The following is a 21,499-nucleotide window of genomic DNA, read 5'->3' as shown; positions in this document are numbered from 1 at the left end:
CGGCCGGCCCATCGTCGGAGGCACCAAGACCCGACTTCGAGGGGACGAACCATGAACCACGCCGTGCTGGCCGAGGGACTGGCCAAGCGGTTCGGGGAGACGACGGCGCTCGACGGCGTCGACCTCGCGGTGCGCGCCGGCACCGTGCTGGGCCTGCTCGGGCCCAACGGCGCCGGCAAGACCACCACCGTGCGGATCCTGACCACGTTGCTGCGGCCGGACGCCGGGCACGCCGAGGTCTGCGGGCACGACGTCGTCCGCGACGCGCACCAGGTCCGCCAGCTCATCGGCCTGACCGGGCAGTACGCCTCGGTCGACGAGATGCTCACCGGCGCGGAGAACCTCCTGCTCATCGGCCGCCTGCTGGGCATACCGCGAGCGCAGGCCAAGCGCCGGGCCCGCGAGCTGCTCACGCAGTTCGGCCTGACCGATGCCGCCACCCGGGCGGCCAAGACCTACTCCGGCGGCATGCGGCGCCGGCTCGACCTGGCCGCGAGCCTGGTCAGCCGGCCGCGGGTGCTGTTCCTGGACGAGCCGACCACGGGCCTCGACCCGCGCAGCCGCCTCGACCTGTGGCAGATCGTCCGCGACCTCGTGGCCGACGGGGTGACCGTGCTGCTCACCACCCAGTACCTCGACGAGGCCGACCAGCTGGCCGGTGAGATCGCGGTGGTCGACCACGGCCGGGTGATCGCCACCGGCACGCCTGCCGAGCTGAAGGCCCGCACCGGCGCGCAGCCGCTCGTCGTCCGGCCCAAGGACCCCGCCGACCTGCCGATCGTGCTGTCGGTGGTCCGCGACGTCACCGCCGCCGAGCCGGTCGTCGAGGGGTCGACCGTCACGGCGTCGGTGACCGACCCGGCCGTACTGCCTGCGGTGGTCCGGCGGCTCGACGACGCCGAGGTGCTGGTGGCCGAGCTGGCCCTGCGCGACGCCAGTCTCGACGAGGTGTTCCTGGGCCTCACCGGCCACCGCGCGAGCACCGACGAGCCCGCCACCGAGACGGAAGGAGTCCCGGCATGACCACGTTGACCGCGCCGTCGCCACGGACACTCGCCCCCCGCACGCGCCCCTGGGAAGGCCTCGTGCAGAGCGCCACACTGTCCTGGCGGACGCTGGTGCAGATCAGGCACAACCCCATGGAGCTGATCGACTTCAGCGTCCAGCCGATCATGTTCCTGCTGCTGTTCACCTACGTGTTCGGCGGCGCGATCTCCGGCTCGACGGACGACTACCTGACCTTCGTACTGCCCGGGGTCATCGTGCAGAACAGCCTGTTCGGCACACTCAACACCGGCGTCGGGCTCAACACCGACCTGGCCAAGGGCGTGTTCGACCGGCTGCGCGCGCTGCCGATCGCGCGGTGGTCGCCGCTCGCCGGCCGGATCGTGGCGGACATGGTCAAGCAGGCCTGGGCGATGGCGCTGCTGCTGGGCCTCGGCGCGATCATGGGCTTCCGGGTGGGCACCGACGTCGCGAGCGTGGTCGGCGCGTTCGCGCTGATGCTCGGGTTCGCGATGGCGTTCTCGTGGATCTCGGTGCTGGTCGGGATGCTGGTCAACGAGCCCGAGAAGGTGATGATCTTCGGGTTCTCGGTGATGTTCCCGCTGACATTCGTGAGCAACGCGTTCGCCCCGACCGGCACGATGCCGGGCTGGCTGCAGGGCTGGGTGGACGTCAACCCGGTGACATCGGTGGCCGACGCGGTGCGCGGCCTGCTGGTCGGCGGATCGGTCGCGGGCCCGGTGGGAACGTCGCTGCTCTGGGCGGCCGGGATCCTGGTGGTGTTCGCGCCGCTCGCGGTCCGCGCCTTCAGGCGGCGGGTATAACCGCCAGCTCCCGGACGGTGTCCATGGTGGCGGAGGCGCCACGTGCGGCCGACTCGGCGAACAGCTCCTCGCCGAGTGCGGCCCGCGTGGCCGCCTCCACGCGCACGCCGTCGGCGAACGACAGGTCCGGCACGCCGCGGATGGCGACACTCGCGCCGAGCAGGGCCGCGGCGTGCCGGGGGTCGCCGCGGTCGATGCTGAGCTCGGCGAGCCCGACCAGGACGTGCGCGATCATCGGGGCGTCGTTGGACTTGAGCGCCCAGTCGAACGCGGTCGCGTGGTGGGCGGCCGCCGCGGCCGGATCGCCCGCCGCCGTCGCCAGGTAGCCGCGGGACGCCTCGATGACGGCGCGGAACTGCGGCGCGACCGACGTGTGCGCGGCGAGCACCGCGGCGCGGGCGAGGTCGGCGCGGGCCGGGTCGAGGCCACCGCGGCGGCGGGCGAAGTCGCCGGTGGCGTGGGCGACGCGGGCCAGGCCCTCGGGCATGCCGGAACGGTCGGCGCCACGCCGCGCCTGGGCGAGCATCGCGGCCGACTCGGCAGTCCGGCCGAGCTGGAGCAGCAGGTCGGCCAGCCGCAGCCGGTAGCGAGTGAGGTCCTCGTTGGTCACCAGCTGGGAGAACACCAGGATGGCCTCCTGGTAAAGCTCCGCCGCGCCGGCGAGGTCACCGCGCCACGCGATCAGGTCGGCCAGCGAGCACAGCGCGAACGACATCCCCCACCGGTCACCCACCGCCCGGAACGACCCGAGGGCGGCGCGGAAGTCCGCCTCGGCCTCGGCATGCAGCCGGCCCGCGTTGAGGAACGCGTGCGCGCGCAACGCCTGCGCCGTGCCGCACACCCACGGGTCGTCGTCCTCGGTGAGCACCTCGATCGCGTTGAGCCGCAAGGGCTCCGTGGGCCGGCCGAGGCTGTGCATGACCTCGTCGAGCGGCCCGATGAGCCGGATGACCGGGTGCGTGCCCGGGTCGATGCCCTTGGCGGCCGCCACCGCGCTGGTGAAGAAGCTGAGCGCCTTGTCCGCGTCCCGCAGCCCGTCGACGGCGAGCAGGGCGGCCATCCCGTACGCCACCGCCCGCACCTCGGCCGGCGCGCCCTCCCCGGTCATGGCGAGGACCTCGGCGGCCAGCTCGCCGCCCTCGACCTTGTGCCCGTGCAGCCACCAGTACCAGCCCAGGTTGGCCAGGAACCACTCCGCGGTGCGGGTCTCCCCGGCGGCGATCGCGGTGCGCAGCGCGGCGTTGAGGTTGTCCTTGTCGGCGTCGAGCCGGTCGATCCAGTCCAGCTGCTCGGCGCGGCGCAGGTACGGCTCGGCGGTTTCGGCGAGCCGGCCGAAGTGCTCGACGTGCGCCCAGCGGACCCGGTCGGTCTCCCCGGCGTCGGCCAGCCGTTCCAGACCGTAGGCCTTGATGGTCTGGAGCATCCGGTAGCGCCCGTCCTCGGCAAGCAGCACCAGCGACTTGTCCAGCAGCGCGGACAGCACGTCGAACACCTCGACGGCGGGCAGGCCGGCGCCCGCGCACACCTGCTCGGCGGCCTCCAGGGTCGAGCCGCCGGCGAACACGGCCAGGCGGCGCAGCAGCGTCCGCTCGGCGTCGCCGAGCAGGTCCCAGCTCCAGTCGACGACCGCGCGCAGCGTCTGGTGCCGCGGCAGCGTGAGCCTGCTGCCGCCGGTGAGCAGCCGGAACCGGTCGTCGAGCCTCGTCGCGACCTGCTGGGCGGACATCGTGCGCAGCCGGGCGGCGGCCAGCTCGATGGCGAGCGGCATGCCGTCGAGCGCGCGGCAGATGTGGATCATGTGCAGCGCCGTGCGGTCGTCGACCGCGAACCCCGGCCGCACGGCGCTCGCCCGGTCGGCGAGCAGGCGCATCGACGGGAACCTCATCGCCTGGTCGCGGCTCGCGCCCTCCGGCGGCAGCGGCAGCGGGTCGACCGGCCACAGCGTCTCCCCGGTGATGCCGAGTGGCTCGCGGCTGGTGGCGAGGACACGCAGCCGCGGACACTCGCCGAGCAGCCGGTTGGCGAGCGCGGCGGCCGGCCCGATCAGGTGCTCGCAGTTGTCCAGGACCAGCAGCAGCGCCCGAGTGGACAGGGCGGCGGCGAGGCGGTCGACCGGATCGACGGCCTCGGGCTCGGTGGAGTGCGCCAGGGTGCTGCCGAGGAGTGCCGGCATGCGCAGGCCGAGCGCGGACACCACCGCCTGCGGCAGGTCGGCGCCGTCGCTGACCGGGGCCAGCTCGACCAGCCATACGTCGCGCATCTCCTCCAGGAGGGCACGGGCGACCTCGGTGGCCAGGCGGGTCTTGCCGGAGCCGCCGGGGCCGGTGAGGGTGACCAGCCTGGACGGGCCGACCAGCGCGCTGACCTTGGCCAGGTCGGTGTCGCGGCCGACGAAGCTGGTGAGGCCGGCGCGGAGGTTGGTGTGCGGGCGGTCCTGCGGGGTCTCGCCGCCGCGCAGGACCTCCAGGTGCAGCGCGGCGAGCTCGGCGGAAGGGTTGGCGCCGAGCTCGTCGGCCAGTGCGTCGCGGATGCGGGCGTGGACGGCGAGGGCGTCGCCGGAACGGCCGGCCTGGTGGAGCGCGCGCATCAGCAGCCCGGTGAACCGCTCGTGCAGCGGGTGCTCGGCGACCAGCTCCTCCAGCTCCGCGACCAGCTCCACGCCGTCGGCGCCCGGCAGCTCGGCCTCGATGCGGTCGCCGCGCACGGCCAGCCGGCGCTCCTCGAGCCTGGCCAGCGGCGCCTGGGCGAAGGCGGCGTTCGCGGTGTCGGCCAGGGCCGGGCCGCGCCACAGCGCTTCGGCCTCACGCAGGACTTTCGCGGCCCGTCGCGGGTCCGTTCGCAGGGCGGCCCGGCCCAGCGCGGCGAGCTGCTCGAAGCGGTGCAGGTCGACGGTGTCGGGTGGGACGGCGAGCCGGTAGCCGGCCGGCGTGGACTCGACGGCGGGCTCGGGCAGTGCGCGACGCAGCCGGGAGACGAGCGCCTGCAGGGCGTTGGTGGCCTCGGCCGGCGGATCGTCGCCCCAGACGCCGTCGATGAGGCGTGCGCCGGTGACCACCCGGCCGGGATCGAGGGCGAGCAGGATCAGCAGCGTGCGCAGCCGCGCGCCGGTGATCTCCACCGGTGTCCCGTCATCGGCGCGGACGTCCACCAGGCCGAGCATCGCGATCCGCACGTGTCGATTCTGCCTTCCCGGCGCGACGTGGCAGGCTGACGCCCGTGAGTCGACCCCTTGCGCTGCTGGACTCGGCCAGCCTGTACTTCCGGTCCTACTACGCGCTGCCCGATTCGATGACCGCTCCGGACGGTACGCCGGTCAACGCGGTGCGCGGGTTCGCCGACACGATCGCGCGGATCCTCACCGAGCGGCGACCGTCCCGGCTCGTGGCCTGCCTCGACGCCGACTGGCGGCCGGCGTTCCGGGTGCGGGCGCTGCCCTCGTACAAGGCGCACCGGGTGGCCGACCCGGTGAACAACGTCGAGGAGGTGCCGGACACGCTGACCCCCCAGGTCCCGATCATCCTCGACCTGCTGGACGCCGTCGGGCTCGCCACCGCGGAGGCGCCGGGCTACGAGGCGGACGACGTGATCGGCACGCTGGCACACCGCGAGTCCGTCGACCCGGTGGAGGTCGTGTCGGGTGACCGTGACCTGTTCCAGGTGGTGCGCGACGAGCCGACCCCGGTCAGCGTGATCTACGTCGGTCGCGGGTGGGCGAGGGCGGAGCAGCTGGGCCCGCGCGAGCTGGCCGCGAAGTACGACCTGCCGGTGGACAACAGCGGGCCGGCATACGCGGACATGGCGTTGCTGCGCGGCGACCCCTCCGACGGGCTGCCGGGGGTGACCGGGGTCGGCGAGAAGACGGCGGCGAAGCTGATCACCCGGTTCGGCTCGCTCGACGGGCTGCTCGCCGCGGCCGCGGCCGGCGACAAGCTGGTGCCGCTGCGGGTGAAGACGGCGCTCAAGGACGCGGCCGACTACGTGTCCGTGGCGCCGCTCGTGGTGCGGGTGGCCCTGGACGCCGCGGTGACCGTCGACCGGTCCGACGCCGTGCCCACCGAGCCGCGCGACCTGGACCGGGTGCGGGCGCTGCAGGAGAAGTGGGACCTCGGCGCGTCGGTGGACCGGCTGCTGGCAGCGCTGACCGCCGCGCACGCCTAGCGGACATGCGCGGCGGCGAAGTCGGTGAGGTCCGGGCCCTCTGGATCGTCCGGGCCGCAGCCGGTGCCGAGCACGGCCACCACCGCGAGCAGAGTCGCCACGAACACGCGCCGCACCGTTCCGACCTTTCGCCTGGGGGTCAGAACAAGCTACCGCACCACGCGGGCCGGTCCGTCGCGAACAGGCGGTCCGCCGCGGGGAGCGCGGCCGGGTCGTGCGCGGTGAGCCGGCCGATCGAGGCGAGGTCGGACGGGCGCCACGCGCCGAGGTAGACCCAGCCGAGAGTCTCGACGCTCATCGTGAGCGCGGGCCGCGCCTCGGTCCGGTCGGTCCCATGTGGACTGATCAGGTAGCGGCCGGAGTTGTCGGGCAGCAACGGGTCCACGACCTCGACCACCACCGGGTCGGCCGCCCCGTAGGTGCGCGAGGCGAGCGCCGTGGGCACGTCGACCACCCGCGTCCACAGCTCGTCGTCCGGCTCGCTGCGGACGGCGAACATGTCGACGAGCATCGCCTCGAGCGGGTCGTCGGTGGGCCGGACGTAGACGGTGACCTCCTCGATGAGGTCGATGCCGAGCAGGAAGCGCCACAGGTCGGTGGCGACCTCCTGGGTCGCGGCCATGAAGTCGAGCACGGCGATCGAGGCGCCGACCCTCGGGTCGTCGGACGGGAACGGGCCCGGGCGGTAGCCGACGAAGCCGTCGACCACGCCGTCGGGGTCGTGGTGCGCGGCGGCACGGAAGTAGCCGTGCTCCATCCGGCGCTCGTAGCCGAGCACCCACCACGCCGGCGAGCGCCCCATCATCCCGGCGCGGGCGGGCCGCAGCCGCGGGTACGCCTCGGGCAGCAAGGTGAGTGCCTCGTCCTTGGTGAGCAACCGGACGGTGCCGGCGGTCGGGACCTCGGGGCGCATGCGCGCGCGGGCGCAGCGGACCCGCATGGTTCGGGTCCGCGTGCCGAGCCCGTAGCCGAACCGGCCGTAGATCGTGGGCTGGCTCGCGTGCAGGGTGGCGAACACCTCGCCGGCCGCGGCGCACTCGGCGAGCTGCAGGCGCACCAGCCCGGTGAGCGCGCCGCGCCTGCGGTGGTCGGTGCGTACGCCGACCGCGGTGACCGCGGCCATCGGCAGGACCGCGCCGCCCGGCAGTGCGAGACTCGAGGTGAGCGACGTGGTGGTGCCGACCATGGTCGGGCCGGCGAACGCGCCGAACGTGCGGCCGGGCTCGTAGGTCCTCTTGGCGGACGCCCATTTCTCGTCGTCGAGCGGCTCGTCGTGCAGTGCTTCCCGGAAGACGTCGTTGGCCACGCGCAGCTCGGCGTCCTCCACTGCCCGGAACTCGAACTCGGTCGTCCGCGCGGGCACCAGCGTCTGGGTCACCAGCCGATGATGCCTGTCGAGCCGTGCCTCACGCGACCCGGTTACCACGGCTCGCTGACCTCGAACTCGCCGTTCTCGTCGAGCACGGTGACGGTGACGGTCTTCTCCTGCCCGGCGACGCTGACCGCGCAGTCGAACTCGAGCGCCAGCCGGCCGGGGCAGTCGACGCTGCCGACGTCGGTGTGCTGGTACTGCTCGGCGAGGTACTGGCGGACGCCGTCGGCGCCTTCGAGGAGTTCCTCGTCGAGCACGTCGAGCGACGGCATGTCCGGGACGTTCACGCCCGGCGGGTTGATCTCCGGCGGCTCCGAGGTCTCGCCCTCCCCGCACCCGGTCCTGGTGCAGTGCACCTATTACAGGTGTGCGCTATTCCGTCGTTTCCGGCTTTCTGGGCGATAGCTCGGCTCACACGATCAGTTGTGGGCGAAGATGCTGGTAGCAGGCTTGGTAACCGGCGTCCTGGCAGGCTCGACGAACCACTCACGGCCGAGGAGCAGTCCAAATATCGGCGTTGGGAGCCGGACGAGCAGCTGCATGACGGAGGCGAGCCTGCCGCGCCCGCTCACCTGGGAGTGGTGCGCGGCCAGTGCCGCCTGTTTCCGGCGGGCGAAACGGCGCACGTTGACCCGATGAGTGATGGCCGAGCCGGAACTGTAGGCAGCGTGCAGCGCGTCTGTGTCATAGCGGAAGGGGATCCGCAGGGTGCGAGTCAGCCGCATGAGGCGCTCAACGAAGTCGCGGGGCATCGTCGCCTCCAGGACTCGCTCCACCCCGGCTAGTTCCGCGGCGCGCTTGCCGACGTGGTGGACCTTGACGTGGTCGCGGTGGCCATACCCGCCGTTCGAGTCGTAGCTGAGCAGCACGTCGGCGTTCTCCTCGCGCAGCAGCGCGGCGAGCCGTTCCGCAGCCTCGTCGGTGTCGGCGCGAGCGAAACGCTGCCGGTCCGCCGGGTCAGGGTAGAGGACTGGGCCGTGTCCGCTGTCGGCGTAGCCCAGGTGCTCGACCCGGTGCACGCCGAGACAAGATCATAGCCGTGGCGCGTGCCACGTCCGGCGCGGCATTCATTCTGGCCGAACACGAAGGACCAGCACCATCAGCGCAACCACGGCGAACCCGACGAGTCGACGACGCACACGCACCCTCTCGAAGCCGGATATGTCCGGTTCAACCTACTCCCCGGCCTCCGGCGCCGCCCCGAGCAGCCGTCCAACTGCCCCGGCTACTTTCCTTCCGGCGTCGACACCTCGTACTGGCCGTCGTTGTTGACGACGGTGATCTTGACGGTCGTCTCCTCGTCGCGGATGGTCGCCGTGCATTCGAAGGTGTTGCCCTGCTTCACTTCCTGGTCAGCCGGGCAGTCGATCTTCGAGATGTCGTCCGCCGGTTCGTTGTAGTTCTCGACCAGGATCTTCTTCACGCCGTTGTCGCCCTCGAGGGCCGACTCGTCGAAGACCTTCTTGTTCAGGAAGCCCGGGGTCACGAAGCCGAGCACGCCGAACGCGCCGGCCGCGAGCACGATCACCACGACGACGACCCAGATCCAGGCACCGCCGCCCTTCTTCGGGGGCTGCGGGCCGTACGGGCTCTGGCCCGGGTACCCACCCGGCTGCTGCTGGGGGGGCTGGCCGTAGCCACCGTAGGGCTGCTGCTGGCCGTACGGGTACTGCTGCGGCTGGCCGTACCCGCCGTAGGGCTGCTGCTGTGACGGGTCGGGCTGACCGTAGCCCTGCTGCGACGGGTCGGGCTGGCCGTACGGCTGCTGCGGCTGTCCGTAACCACCCTGACCCGGGGCTTGGGCCGGAAACCCGCCGGACGGCGTGCCCGGGGTGGGGCCGCCGCCATAGGGCTGCTGTCCCCACTGCTGCTGCGGGTCGTTCCCACCGGGAGGCCCGTAGGGGGTGGTCATGGTTCGCCTCCGCGAAATCGAGGTCGCACGGTCCGGTCTGCTGGGCGCGATCAAACCATAGCGGGAGGTATACGCCCCGTGTGCTCCGCCACGCGAATCCACACAACTGGCCGAGTCATGCCGTCCCCAGGGCGACGACCCCGCGCCGCATGCCGCGCACCGCCTCGTCCGCGGCCGCGCCCACCGGATGGGACCTGCCCACGACGTTGCGCAGCTGGTCCAGCAGGTCCATCACCTGACGGCACCACCGGACGAAGTCGCCCGCGGAGATCTCCGCGCCCGCCGACTCGGCCGCGGTCATGACCCGCTCCAGCGACTCACCGCGGGCCCAGCGGTACACCGTCCACGCGAAGCCCGCGTCCGGCTGCCGGGTCCGCTCCAGCTTGTGCCGCCGCTCGTCGGCCTCCAGCGACACCCACTGCCGCGCCGTCTCGGCCAGCGCGTCGGTGACCGGGCCGGTCGGCACCCGCGGCTCGCTCGGCCCGTCCCTGCGCGACTCGAACACCAGCGCCGACACCACCGCCGCGAGCTCCGACGCGGTCAGCGAGTCCCAGATGCCCTGCCGCAGACACTCGGCGGCCAGCAGGTCCGACTCGCTGTACAGGCGGGCCAGGCGCCGGCCGTCGGCGGTCACCTCGTCCTCGCCGGCCTTCGACGCCAGGTAGCCGCGTTCGGTGAGCAGCGCGCGGATCCGGTCGAAACCCCTGGCCAGCGAGTGGGTGGTGGTCGCGACATTCTGTTCCAGCTGCTGCGTCTCGGCGCTGAGCCTGCGATGCCGCTCGGCCCACCGGGCGTGCACCTCGCGGTCGTCACAGCCGTGGCAGGGATGCGCACGCAACGCCCTGCGCAGCGCCGCCAGCTCGCCGTCGTCCTCGCCGTCACCGGTGCGGCGGCGGTTGCGGCCGGGCGCCTCGATGCCGGTGTTGCGCAGCGTCGAGGCGAGGTCGCGGCGCGAGCGCGGCGAGCGGATGTCGACCTGCTTGGGCAGCCTGATCCGGCCGAGCGCCTCCACGGGCGTGGGGAAGTCGGCCACCGACAGCCGGCCGGCCCAGCGGTCCTCGGTAAGCACCAGCGGCCGCGGCTCCCCCATCGGGTCCACGCCCGGGTCGATGACGACGGCGAGGCCGGAGCGCCGCCCGGCCGGCACGGCGATGACATCGCCCTTGCGCAGCGCCTCCAGCGACCGGGCCGCCTCCGCCCGCCGGGCCGAGGCGGTCTTGCGGGACAACGACTTCTCCCGCTCGGACAGCTTCGCGCGCAGCGCCGCGTACTCCGCGAAGTCGCCGAGGTGGCAGGTCATCGACTCCTGGTAGCCCTCGAGCGCCTCGCGGTTGCGCTCGATCCGCCGCGCGAGGCCCACCACCGACCGGTCGGCCTGGAACTGGGCGAAGGACTGCTCCAGCAGCTCCCGCGCCTGCCGGGCGCCGAGCCGGTCGACCAGGTTGACCGCCATGTTGTAGGCCGGGCGGAACGACGAGCGCAGCGGGTAGGTGCGGGTGGACGCGAGGCCGGCGACGGTCTTCGGGTCGACACCCGGGCCCCAGACGACGACCGCGTGCCCCTCGATGTCGATGCCGCGCCGCCCGGCCCGCCCGGTGAGCTGGGTGTACTCCCCCGCGGTGAGCTCGACGTGCGCCTCGCCGTTGTACTTCACGAGCCGTTCGAGCACGACCGTGCGGGCCGGCATGTTGATGCCGAGCGCGAGCGTCTCGGTCGCGAACACCACCTTCACGAGGCCGCGGACGAACAGCTCCTCGACGGTCTCCTTGAACGCCGGCAGGAGCCCCGCGTGGTGGCTCGCGAACCCGCGCTCGAGCGCGTCGCGCCACTCCCAGAAGCCCAGCACCCCCAGGTCGGCGTCGGCGAGGCCCTTGGTGCGCGAGTCGACGATCCGGCGGATCTCGACGATCTCGGCCTCGGTGTTCATCCGCAGGCCGGACCGGGTGCACTGGGCCACCGCGGCGTCGCAGCCGACTCGGCTGAACACGAACACTATGGCCGGCAGCAGCCCCGCACCGTCCAACCGGGACACCACGTCGACCCTTGACGGCGGCCGGAACCGCGGGCCGCCGCGCGCGGGCGCGCCCCGGCCGCGGTTGCGCGGGCCCTGCCAGGGCGCCTGCTGCCGGGAGGCGTCCTCGGTGCGGCGCAACAGGTCCGGGTTGATCTTGGGCTGGGCGTCGGCGTCCTCACCGACGAACAGGTCGAGCATCCGGCCGGACACCATCATGTGCTGCCACAGCGGGACGGGCCGGTGCTCGTCGACCACGACCGTGGTGTCGCCCCGCACCTCGACGAGCCAGTCGCCGAACTCCTCGGCGTTGCTGACCGTGGCGGACAGGCTGATCAGCCGCACCCGGTCCGGCAGATGCAGGATCACCTCCTCCCACACCGCGCCGCGGAACCGGTCGGCGAGGTAGTGCACCTCGTCCATCACTACGTAGCCGAGCCCGTCGAGCGTCGAGGAGCCCGCGTAGAGCATGTTGCGCAGGACCTCGGTGGTCATCACCACGATCGGCGCGCCGCCGTTGACCGACGTGTCGCCGGTGAGCAGGCCCACCGCCTTGGCACCGTGCCGCTCGACCAGGTCGGCGTACTTCTGGTTGGACAGCGCCTTGATCGGCGTGGTGTAGAAGCACTTGCGGCCCTCGGCGAGCGCGAGGTGCACGGCGAACTCGCCCACGACGGTCTTGCCGGCACCGGTCGGCGCGCACACGAGCACCCCGTGGCCGTCCTCGAGGGCGGCACACGCCTGGTCCTGGAAGGGGTCGAGCTCGAAGGGCAGCTGCTGGACGAACTCGGTCAGCTTCGGGTAGCTCGTCCGGCGTCGGGACGCCGTATAGGCCTCCGCCGGTGATGGAGCCGGAGACGGAGAAGGGCTGGTGGCCACGCTCGCAAGCGTGTCACACCACGCGTGCGATCACGTCGTGGACCCGACCACCGTGAGAGCGCCGGGAACGCAGGTCACCTCGACCGGGAGCGGGCCGATGCGCTCGCCGTCGGCGTAGGCGACCCAGCCGTTGGCCCCACCGTCGGCGCCGCCGAGGCGGACCTCGCGGGCCCGCGACGTGCTGACGATGGGGTTGAGCACGTGCTTGCCGGTGCGCAGCCCTGGCAGCATCTTCACCAGGTCGAACCGGCTGGCCCGACCGACCAGGGTGATGTCGAAGACCCCGTCGGTGGGGTCGGCGTCCGGGCAGATCGGGATGCCGCCGCCGTAGTGCGGGATGTTGCCGACCGCGATCTGGGTGGCGTCGTACTCGGCTCGCTCGCCGTCCTCGACGACCGTGAGCGGACCCGGCCGCAGCTTGGCCAGCTCGGCGAGGATCGCCAGGTCGTAGCGCCGCGGGCCGGACGGCCACCGCATCCGGTTGGCCCGCTCGTTGACCGCGGAGTCGAACCCGGCGCAGAGCACGCCGGCGAACCACGGTCCGCCGGTGACCCGGCCGAGGTCGAGCTTGCTGCGCTCGCCCGCCTTGATGGCCGTGACCAGCGCGTCGGTCGCCTCGAGCGGGTCCTTGGGCGCGCCGAGCGTGCGGGCGAGGTCGTTGCCGGTGCCGGCCGGGACCACGCCCAGCGCGACCCCGGTGTCCGCGCAGAACTGCACGCCCTGGTGCGCCGACCCGTCCCCGCCGACCACGACCAGCAGGTCGAGGGCGACCCCGTGGGCCTCGTGCATCAGCCGGCGGGACTCCTCGACGGTGCTCGCCGCCACGGTGATGAGGTCGTCGACCGCGCCGCGCAGCCGCGCCGCGACCGAGTCCGCGATCCGGCCGGCCCGGCCGAGGCCGGACGCCGGGTGCACCACCATGGCGGCCCGCATCGGTCAGCCGCCCGTCAGGTCACGTCGTCGAAGCCGGTTCCCCGGTCCGACACGGTCTTGTCCGCCGCGGGCTTGTCCGGCACGTCCTCGGGCTCGAGGTCGGAGTCCTCGGGGTCTCCCCAGCCGTCGGCGACCGCCTGGCGGGCCTTCTTGCGGTCGTGGACCCTGGCGATCTGCACGGCGACCTCGAACAGCACGGTCATCGCGCCGGCCAGCGCGAGCATGCCGATCGGGTCGGTGCCGGGTGTGGCGATCGCCGCGAACACGAACAGCGTGAAGATGATGCCCCGGCGCCACTTCTTGAGGTTGCGGTAGGGCAGCATGCCGATCCGGTTCAGCATGGTGATCAGCAGCGGCAGCTCGAAGCTCACGCCGAAGATCAGCAGCATCACCAAGATGAACGAGATGTACTGGCTGGCCACGAGCGCGGTGGTGAACTGGTCACCACCGAAGCTCACCAGCACCGCCAGGCCCTTCGGCACCACGTAGTAGGCCAGCACCGCGCCGCAGGCGAACAGGAACGAGGCCAGCACGACGAAGATGCGGGTGAACTTCCGCTCCTTGTCGTAAAGACCGGGCGTGATGAACGCCCAGATCTGGTACAGCCAGAACGGGCAGGTGAGCACCGCACCCGCGGCGAGCCCCACCTTGAACTGGACGAGGAACGCCTCGAACGGCTGGGTCTGCAACAGCTTGCATTCCTCGCCGGTGAGCCTCGCCGAGGCCGGCAGCGAACAGTACGGGCCGGTCATCACCTCACCGAGCGACGGGATCGGTCCGATCCGCCACTGGAACCACAAGAACCCGGCGATGCAGCCGACCACCAGTCCGAGCAGCGCCAGCCCCAGCCGGTGCTTCAGCTCGTACAGATGATCCCGAAGGGACATGGTTCCGTCGGGATTGTGCCGGCGGCTGCGAATCTTCTTCTCGCTGCGGGCTTCGTCCCGGCGGTGCGATTTGCGCGCCACCGTTCAGGATCCGTTCTCTCAGCCTGCGTTCTTGTTCTGCTGAGCCTGTTCGACCGGCTGCGTGCCGTTGGTGGTGGCGTTCTGGGCGGGCGCCTGAGCGGGCGTCGCCGGCTGGGCCTGCGGCAGCTGCTGCTGCACGACCGGCTGCGCCTGCGGTGCCTCCGGGGTGTCGTCGTTGTCGTCGGCGCCGCCGCCCCGCATGCCCTTGGTCTCTTCCTTGAAGGCTTTGGCAGACTTGCCCAACGAACGCGCCATCTCCGGCAGCTTCCTGGCCCCGAAGAGCAGAATGATCACACCAGCGATGATCAAGAGCTCGGGTACACCCAAGTTACCCACGGTCATCCTCCTGTCTCCCCCGGCGCCCTGATGGTACGTCAGCCGAGGCATGCTTAACCCGATCGCGGGTCTCTTTCATCGCAACCCGCAAGGCAGCGGAACGCGCTCGGAGCAGGCCGGACCCGTCGGCGAACCGGGCGTTGACCACCGCCGCCGTGGCGCCGAACCGGCGCACGGTGCGGAGCACCCGGATGACCACCAAGACGAGCAGCACCAACCCCACGGCGACCACGATCCAGGTCGGCAGGTACGACATCACGTTTCCTACCGTAGTGGTCGTGTGGTCGGGGTGGGTCCGGCGCATCGGTGACCGGCACCCGGCAAACATCCGATCACGAGGTTACCGAGAGCTGTCCGGCACGGGAAAGAGCCCGCATTGCTCGGTCACGCAAGCCCGTCGCCAGGTCCTCCGGTTCCTCGGCGGTGACGTCACCGCCGAGGCCCAGGAGCAGCCGGACCATCCACGACAGGTCGGCGTAACGCATCCTTATTCGGAGCCGACCGCCGTCGAGCTCGGTCACCTTCTCCACCGGGTAGTACTCGGACACCCAGCGCGCGTCAGGTTCGAGCACGAGCTGCGCGACGGCCTGGTCGGGTCGCTCGCGGAACAGGCCCGCGGTGGTGTCCGTCCGCTCGGCGTAGGGCGGCGGGGCGGAGGGCTCGTCCAGCTCGGTGACCTCGTCGATGCGGTCGAGGCGGAACAGCCGGACGGCCTCCGCGCGCCGGCACCAGGCCTCCAGGTAGCTGCGGCCCTCGACGATGAGCATCCGCATCGGGTCGACCGAGCGCTCGGTGATCTGGTCCTTCGACGCCGTGTAGTAGGTCATCCGCAGCGCCCGTCGATCCTGGAGCGCGCCCTGCACGACCTGGCGGACCTTGACCGTGCGCTCGCCCTCGCGCACGCCGAGCCCGACCGCCACCCCGACCGGCTGGGCCTGCCCGGCCGCGGCCTCGATCTTGGCGACCGCGCGGCGCACCGCGTCGGCATCGGCCACCCCGGGCGTCTCGAGCAGCGTGCGCAACGCGACGAGCAGCGCGGTGGCCTCGGCGCCGGTGAGCCGCAGCGGGCGGTTCATGCCCGCGTCGAAGTTGACCGAGATCGTGTCGCCCTCGAAGGACAGGTCGATGAGGTCGCCGGGGCCATAGCCCGGCAGGCCGCACATCCACAGCAGCTCCAGGTCCTTGCGGAGCTGCTTGGCGGTGACGCCGAAGTCGGCGGCCGCCTCGTCGACCGGGATGCCCGGCCGGGCGATGAGATACGGCACCAGCGCCAGCAGGCGCGGCAGCCGGTCCTGCGATCCAGTCACGGCATCCTCTCGGGGCCGCCCGCGACCGCGAGCAGCCGCTCGTGCACCGACTTGCGCAGCACGTCCGGCTCGAGCACGACGGCGTCCTCGCCGTAGCCGGCGATCCAGCTGGCCGACGAGTCGGTATGGAAGACCTCCAGCTCGACGATGTCGCCTTCGACCCCGTCGATGGTGCGCTCGCCGACCACGGTGGCGCGGCGGCGCAGCCCGGCCGCGCGGTTCCTGGCCAGCCACAGCCGCACGATCGACGTGTCCGCGGGCTCGCCGCTGCTCTTGGCGACGAACTGCAGCAGGTCGACATCGGCCGGCCGGCTGACCGCACCCGTGCGGCCGAACGCCTCGACCTCGCCCACGATGCGGGACAGCCGGAAGCAGCGCGGCGCCTCCCGGTCGCGGTCGTGGCCGACGACGTACCAGCGGCCGCGCCAGGACACCACGCCCCACGGCTCGAGCGTGCGGCGGCGCAGCTCGGTGGGGTTGGGCCTGCGGTAGTCGAAGGCGACCGTCCGGCCGGCCTGGACCGCGGCGAGCAGCGGCCCGAACGCGGGCTCGGTGGTGCGCACCTTGGGCTCGACCACGGACGGCACGCCCTGGTCGACGTCCACCCCCGCGGCGCGCAGCTTGAGCAGCGCGCCGGCCGCGGCGCCGGTGAGCTCCGGGGAGTCCCACAGCCGGACCGCGAGCGCCACCGCGGCGGCCTCGTCCGGCTCGAGGTCGATGTCACCCAGCTCGTAGTCGCGGCGGGCGATCCGGTAGCCGTCGACGAGGTCGAAGGTGGAGGTGCGCCCGGTCTCGAGCGGCACGCCCAGGTCACGCAGCTCGGTCTTGTCCCGCTCGAACATCCGGAAGAACGCCTCGTCGGTGGGCGCGTCGGAGTATCCGGCCACGAGGGACCGGATGCGTTCGGCGGGCAGGTACTGGCGGGTGGACAGCAGACACAGCACCAGGTTGACGAGTCTTTCGGCGCGTGCGATGGACACGTTTCGAACTCTAGCCCGACTGGCACGGCTCGGTCCCCCCAACGCGCCCGGCGATTCGTGCGAACGGTCCGTTCGCACGGTTTTTCCCCGATCAGGTGGTGGCGTGGGCGCCCGCTGGGTGGGGGTGCACGGTCGCGGCGGCGAGCCGTGGGACGCCGTCGCGCAGCCGCCGCTCGGCGTGTTCTCGAGGCTGCCCCGCGCCGTGGTCACGAGGTCCGGGTCGACCGCGTCCATCAGCCGCGCGAGCACATGGCGAGCCGCGGTGCACCACCTGCACGACATCCCGACCACGAATAACAACTGGTCTGACCACTTGACCGCCGCGCCTGTCGGTGAGCATGGTGTCGGCATGGCATTGCAACCCGTCGCCCGGCGGTCGGTTCCCGACGCCGTGTTCGAGCAGATCCTCGCCGACGTCGTGACCGGCGAGTTCGCGCCGGGCGACGCGCTCCCGAGCGAGCGCAGGCTGGCCGAGCTGCTCGGCGTCTCCCGGCCCGCGGTGCGCGAGGCGCTGCAGCGGGTCGCCGCCGCCGGGCTCGTCGAGGTTCGCCAGGGCGACACCACGACGGTCCGGGACTACCGGCGGCACGCGGGCCTCGACCTGCTTCCCCAGCTGCTGGCGCCGCGCGGCGAGCTCGACCTCTCGGTGGCGCGCAGCGTGCTGGAGGCCCGGCTGCACATCGGGCCCAAGGTCGCCGAGCTCGCCGCCGAGCGGGCCGGTGCCCGGCTCGGCACCCCGCTGCACGACACGGTCGCCGCGCTGGAGGCGTCCGACGACGCAGTCGAGCGGCAGCGGCACGCGCTCGTGTTCTGGGACCACGTCGTCGACGGCGCCGACTCGATCGCGTTCCGGCTGATGTTCAACAACCTGCGGGCCGCCTACGAACCCGCCCTCGCGGCGCTGGCCACGGTGATGGACGCCGAGGTCGGCCGCATCGAGGCCTACCGCGCACTGACCGACGCCGTCGTCGCCGGCGACGCCACCGAGGCCCGCCGCATCGCAGAGGACCTGCTCGGCCCCGCCACCGAGAGCCTGCTGACGGTGATCCGGACGCTGGAGGAGCAACCCGATGACTGACGAGGCCGGCGCCAGGGCCCGGGCGCGGGTGCGCGCCGACGAGGCCGCCATCACCGGCTCCCGCCGCCGCTCGATCGGCCTGCGCGACTCCGCGGCCGCGTTCTGGCGGCACCCGTCGCCGTGGCTGGTCGGCACGCTCCTGGTCGCCGCCGCCGCGGCCAGGGTCGTCGTGGGCGACTGGCGGGTCGGCGACGCGCTGACCCCGGTGATCATGGTCGCCGTCTTCCCGTTCTTCGAATGGGTCGTGCACGTGTGCGTGCTGCACTGGCGCCCGCGCCGGCTCGGCAGGCTCACCATCGACCCGCTGCTGTCCCGCAAGCACCGCGCGCACCACGCCGACCCGCGCGACGCGCCGCTGGTGTTCATCCCGTGGCAGGTGCTGGTGTGGCTGTTGCCCGCGGTCACCGCGATCGGGCTGCTCGCGTTCCCCCGGGCCGGCGTCGGGCTGACGTTCCTCACCGTGGTCGGCGTGCTCGGGCTCGGCTACGAGTGGACCCACTACCTCATCCACAGCGACTACCGGCCGCGCACCAAGGTGTACCGGGCGATCTGGCGCAACCACCGGCTGCACCACTACAAGAACGAGCACTACTGGTTCACCGTCACCAGCGCCGGCACCGCGGACCGGGTGCTCGGCACGCACCCCGACCCGCGGCGGGTCACGACCTCCCCCACGGTGCGCGACCTGCACTCCCGCGAGGCGGCCGCGAGCTAGGCCCGTTAGACGACGGTCTTCATCTCGTCGATCAGCAGGGCCTCCTGCGCCGGGGTGAGGCCGCTGCCGGACAGGCCGTGCGCGAGGATCAGCATCGCCTTCACGATCGCCTCCTCCCGGATGGCGGCCGGCAGGTCGCGCAGCGGGCCGTCGAGCAGGACGGACAGGCCGTGGACCATCGCCCACGCGGCCACCTCGGCCAGCGGGCGGCGCTCCAGGCTCAGGTAGCCGACCGCGACCAGCTCGTCGAGGGAGTCGAGCAGCAGGCGGAACGGGTCGCTCGTCTCGCGCCGGCCCGTGTCCGGTTCGCCGGCGAGCGGCCCCTCCCACGCGAAGACCGTGCGGAACATGCCCGGCTGGGCCTGGGCGAACGCGATGTAGCCGCGGCCGAGCGCGGCGAGGCTGCCCAGCGCGTAGCGGACCGGGTCCTCGGACTGCGGCCGGGACGCCAGCTCCTTGTGCATCGCCTCGGTCAGCTCGTGCAGCGCGGCGTCCTTCGCGGCGCCGAGAAGTTCCTCCTGACCTGCGAAATGCCGGTAGGCCGCGGTCGGCGTGACCCCCACCAGGCGGGCCGCCGCCCGGATGGTCACCGAGCCCGGCCCACCCTGCGCCGCGAGCTCGGCCGCGGCCGCGATCAGCGCGTTGCGCAGGTCGCCGTGGTGGTAGGCGCGCTTCGGTGAACCTGAGAAAACCATGCCATTGATGTTGACACCAGCAAACATCGATGGCAAGTTAACAGGCGACAAGTTTACGGATGTACACATTCAGCGAGGCAAGGGGAGCACGTCATGTTCGGTCGAATCGGCCGGTTCACCGCCACCCACGCTCGCGCGGTACTCGTGGTCACCGTCCTGGTCATGCTCGGGGCCGGCGCACTGGGGTTCACCGCGTTCGGCAAGCTCGAGACGGACGGCGGGTTCGAGGACCCGGCCGCCGAGTCCAGCCAGGCTCAAGAACTGATCAACGCGCAGTTCGGCGGCGAGAACGACGTGGTCTTCCTGATGACCGCGAACGAAGGCACCGTCGACGACCCGGCCGTGCGCACCGCGGCCGACGCGCTGACCGAGCGCCTGCTGGCCGACGGCACCGTCGTCGACCTCACCTCCTACTTCACGACCGACGCGCCGCCGATGAGGTCCGCGGACGGCAAGCACGCGATCGCGGTCGCCAAGCTCACCGACGACGGCGACGTCGAGGACCTGCGCGACGCCTACGACACCACCAGCGGGCCACTCGCCGTGTCCATCGGCGGGCCGGACGCGGTCGGCACCGACATCGGCGACCAGGTCGGCAGCGACCTCGCGCTCGCCGAGTCGATCGCGGTGCCGATCATCCTGGTGCTGCTCGTGGTCGTGTTCGGCAGCGTGATCGCGGCACTCCTGCCGCTCGCTATCGGTGCGATCGCCGTGCTCGGCACGTTCGCGCTGCTGTCGATCCTCGGCTCGATGACCGACGTGTCGGTGTTCGCGATCAACCTGACCACCGCGTTGGGCCTGGGCCTCGCGATCGACTACGCGCTGCTGATGGTGTCCCGGTTCCGCGAGGAGCTGGCGGCCGGGCGCGACACGCCGGACGCGATCGTCCGCACGGTCGAGACGGCCGGCCGGACGATCATGTTCAGCGCGCTGACCGTCGCCGTCGCGCTCTCCGCGCTGCTGATGTTCCCGCTGTACTTCCTTCGGTCGTTCGCCTACGCCGGTGTCGGCGTCGTGATCATCGCGATGCTCAGCGCGATCCTGGTGCTGCCGGCACTGCTCGCGGTGCTCGGGCCGAAGGTCAACTCGCTGCGGCTGCCGTGGGTGAAGAAGACGCCGAGCTCGGTGTCCGCGATGTGGGCGAAGATCGCCCGGGTGGCCATGCGGCGGCCGGTGCTCGCCGGCGCGCCGGTGGTGATCCTGCTGGTGATCGCCGCGATCCCGCTGCTCCGCGTGGAGTTCGGCACGCCGGACGACCGGGTGCTGACGACCGCGTCGGAGACCCGGGTGGTCGGCGACGTGCTGCGAGCGAACTTCCCGACCGACGACAGCAAGGCCGTGCAGCTGGTCACCCGCGAGCCGGCCTCCGGCGCGCAGGTGAGCGACTACGCGATGACGCTGTCGCGGGTCCCGGGCGTCGAGTCGGTGACGACGAGCGCCGGCACGTTCGCCGACGGCCGCGCGGTCGGCGGGGTCGACCCGTCGATGGCCGCGGACTCGGGCGTGCAGCGGCTCACCCTGCTCACCGACCACGACGCCCACTCGGCGGCCGGCCAGGACCTCGTCGGAGAGGTCCGCGCGGTGCCGACCGGCGGGATGGACGTGCTGGTCGGCGGCGCGGCGGCGCGGCTGGTGGACAGCAAGTCCGCCATCGGCGACCGGCTGCCGCTGGCCGCGGGGCTGATCGCGATCAGCACGTTCCTGCTGCTGTTCCTCTTCACCGGGAGCGTGCTCCAGCCGCTGCGGGCGCTGCTGTTCAACGTGCTCGGCCTGTCGGCGACGCTCGGCGCGATGGTGATGATCTTCCAGGAGGGCTGGCTGTCCTCGTGGCTGGGCTTCACGCCGCTACCGCTCGACACGAGCATGCTGGTGCTGCTGTTCTGCATCGTGTTCGGGCTGTCGATGGACTACGAGGTGTTCGTCATGTCGCGGATCAAGGAGATGCACTCCCTCGGTCACTCGTCCACCGACGCCGTCACGCACGGGCTGTCCCGCACCGGCCGCTTGATCACCATGGCCGCCGTGCTGCTCGCCGTGTCGCTGCTGGCCTTCGGGACCAGCGGGGTCTCGTTCATCCAGATGTTCGGGATCGGCTCGGGGCTCGCGATCCTGATCGACGCCACGCTGATCCGTGGGGTGCTGGTGCCGGTGGGGATGCGGGTGCTGGGACGCGCGGCCTGGTGGGCACCGCGCTGGTTGCGGCGGGTGCACGGGCGGGTCGGTCTTTCCGAGGGTCCGTCCGAGCCCCCGACGGAGCATGCTCGGGTACTCGCCAAGGTGTAGCCACCTGGCGGTGACGGGCTCGTCCGGAGCGGACGAGCCCGTC

Annotated in this window: 19 protein-coding genes; 6 read left to right on the top strand and 13 right to left on the bottom strand. The window is 72.3% G+C overall.

Going from position 1 to position 21,499, the window contains the following annotated elements; all coding sequences use genetic code 11:
* Positions 1-51 precede the first annotated feature (51 nt).
* Positions 52-1,023, top strand: coding sequence for an ATP-binding cassette domain-containing protein (locus GEV28_RS02930; RefSeq protein ID WP_291408292.1), 972 nt, complete (start codon positions 52-54; stop codon positions 1,021-1,023).
* The gene (locus GEV28_RS02925) at positions 1,020-1,829 is read left to right on the top strand and encodes an ABC transporter permease (RefSeq protein WP_291408290.1); all 810 of its coding nucleotides are present in this window, start codon (positions 1,020-1,022) and stop codon (positions 1,827-1,829) included. Before GEV28_RS02930 ends, GEV28_RS02925 begins: the two co-directional genes overlap by 4 nt.
* On the opposite strand, the gene GEV28_RS02920 is transcribed toward GEV28_RS02925, so the two are convergent.
* Positions 1,813-5,001: a BTAD domain-containing putative transcriptional regulator gene (locus GEV28_RS02920; RefSeq protein ID WP_291408288.1), complete on the bottom strand. Its 3,189-nt coding sequence runs from the start codon at positions 4,999-5,001 to the stop codon at positions 1,813-1,815. The two genes, GEV28_RS02925 and GEV28_RS02920, sit on opposite strands and share 17 nt — an antisense overlap.
* A gap of 44 nt (positions 5,002-5,045) precedes the next feature.
* Between GEV28_RS02920 and GEV28_RS02915 the strand changes: the two genes are divergently transcribed.
* Positions 5,046-5,987: a 5'-3' exonuclease H3TH domain-containing protein gene (locus GEV28_RS02915; RefSeq protein WP_291408286.1), complete on the top strand. Its 942-nt coding sequence runs from the start codon at positions 5,046-5,048 to the stop codon at positions 5,985-5,987.
* 139 nt (positions 5,988-6,126) lie between these two features.
* Here the strand turns inward: GEV28_RS02915 and GEV28_RS02910 are convergent, their stop codons facing one another.
* The 11 genes from GEV28_RS02910 to GEV28_RS02860 all read right to left on the bottom strand — a co-directional run bounded on the left by GEV28_RS02910 (position 6,127) and on the right by GEV28_RS02860 (position 16,685).
* Positions 6,127-7,365 (bottom strand): GNAT family N-acetyltransferase, encoded by a 1,239-nt coding sequence (locus tag GEV28_RS02910; RefSeq protein ID WP_291408284.1) that lies wholly within the window; start codon positions 7,363-7,365, stop codon positions 6,127-6,129.
* Positions 7,366-7,406: 41 nt separating this feature from the next.
* On the bottom strand, positions 7,407-7,715 hold the full coding sequence (locus GEV28_RS02905; protein WP_291408282.1) for a DUF4333 domain-containing protein: 309 nt from the start codon (positions 7,713-7,715) through the stop codon (positions 7,407-7,409).
* A gap of 63 nt (positions 7,716-7,778) precedes the next feature.
* Positions 7,779-8,378, bottom strand: a complete 600-nt coding sequence (locus tag GEV28_RS02900; protein WP_367115020.1) for a PIG-L deacetylase family protein — start codon at positions 8,376-8,378, stop codon at positions 7,779-7,781.
* A 206-nt stretch (positions 8,379-8,584) separates the two neighbouring features.
* A complete protein-coding gene (locus GEV28_RS02895; RefSeq protein WP_291408280.1) occupies positions 8,585-9,271 on the bottom strand; it encodes a DUF4333 domain-containing protein in 687 nt (228 codons plus the stop codon).
* 115 nt (positions 9,272-9,386) lie between these two features.
* Positions 9,387-12,161 carry a DEAD/DEAH box helicase gene (locus GEV28_RS02890; protein WP_291408279.1) on the bottom strand — a complete coding sequence of 925 codons (2,775 nt, stop codon included), beginning with the start codon at positions 12,159-12,161 and terminating at the stop codon, positions 9,387-9,389.
* A gap of 30 nt (positions 12,162-12,191) precedes the next feature.
* Positions 12,192-13,094 carry a diacylglycerol kinase family protein gene (locus GEV28_RS02885; RefSeq protein WP_291408277.1) on the bottom strand — a complete coding sequence of 301 codons (903 nt, stop codon included), beginning with the start codon at positions 13,092-13,094 and terminating at the stop codon, positions 12,192-12,194.
* Between the two features lie 14 nt (positions 13,095-13,108).
* Positions 13,109-13,981 (bottom strand): twin-arginine translocase subunit TatC, encoded by an 873-nt coding sequence (tatC, locus tag GEV28_RS02880; protein WP_291408275.1) that lies wholly within the window; start codon positions 13,979-13,981, stop codon positions 13,109-13,111.
* A 99-nt stretch (positions 13,982-14,080) separates the two neighbouring features.
* The gene (gene tatA, locus GEV28_RS02875) at positions 14,081-14,389 is read right to left on the bottom strand and encodes a Sec-independent protein translocase subunit TatA (protein ID WP_367115022.1); all 309 of its coding nucleotides are present in this window, start codon (positions 14,387-14,389) and stop codon (positions 14,081-14,083) included.
* A 1-nt stretch (position 14,390) separates the two neighbouring features.
* Positions 14,391-14,654: a bacteriophage holin gene (locus tag GEV28_RS02870; protein ID WP_291408393.1), complete on the bottom strand. Its 264-nt coding sequence runs from the start codon at positions 14,652-14,654 to the stop codon at positions 14,391-14,393.
* Positions 14,655-14,730: 76 nt separating this feature from the next.
* Complete coding sequence (locus tag GEV28_RS02865) at positions 14,731-15,705, bottom strand: YafY family protein (protein WP_291408271.1); 975 nt, start codon at positions 15,703-15,705, stop codon at positions 14,731-14,733.
* Positions 15,702-16,685 (bottom strand): YafY family protein, encoded by a 984-nt coding sequence (locus GEV28_RS02860; RefSeq protein ID WP_291408269.1) that lies wholly within the window; start codon positions 16,683-16,685, stop codon positions 15,702-15,704. Before GEV28_RS02860 ends, GEV28_RS02865 begins: the two co-directional genes overlap by 4 nt.
* Positions 16,686-16,788: 103 nt before the next feature.
* Here GEV28_RS02860 and GEV28_RS02855 point away from each other — a divergent pair, with 103 nt between their 5' ends.
* Both GEV28_RS02855 and GEV28_RS02850 read left to right on the top strand, forming a co-directional pair.
* Positions 16,789-17,763, top strand: a complete 975-nt coding sequence (locus GEV28_RS02855; RefSeq protein ID WP_291408267.1) for a GntR family transcriptional regulator — start codon at positions 16,789-16,791, stop codon at positions 17,761-17,763.
* Complete coding sequence (locus GEV28_RS02850) at positions 17,756-18,478, top strand: sterol desaturase family protein (RefSeq protein ID WP_291408265.1); 723 nt, start codon at positions 17,756-17,758, stop codon at positions 18,476-18,478. Before GEV28_RS02855 ends, GEV28_RS02850 begins: the two co-directional genes overlap by 8 nt.
* A gap of 5 nt (positions 18,479-18,483) precedes the next feature.
* Here the strand turns inward: GEV28_RS02850 and GEV28_RS02845 are convergent, their stop codons facing one another.
* Positions 18,484-19,173: a TetR/AcrR family transcriptional regulator gene (locus GEV28_RS02845; protein ID WP_291408263.1), complete on the bottom strand. Its 690-nt coding sequence runs from the start codon at positions 19,171-19,173 to the stop codon at positions 18,484-18,486.
* Between the two features lie 93 nt (positions 19,174-19,266).
* Here GEV28_RS02845 and GEV28_RS02840 point away from each other — a divergent pair, with 93 nt between their 5' ends.
* Positions 19,267-21,456, top strand: coding sequence for an MMPL family transporter (locus GEV28_RS02840; protein ID WP_291408261.1), 2,190 nt, complete (start codon positions 19,267-19,269; stop codon positions 21,454-21,456).
* Positions 21,457-21,499: the final 43 nt, after the last annotated feature.

The organism is Actinophytocola sp. (assembly GCF_009379765.1).
Taxonomy (GTDB): domain Bacteria; phylum Actinomycetota; class Actinomycetes; order Mycobacteriales; family Pseudonocardiaceae; genus Actinophytocola.
The sequence above is the reverse complement of the archived record's forward strand: the minus strand, read 5'-3'. Positions and strand labels throughout refer to the sequence as shown.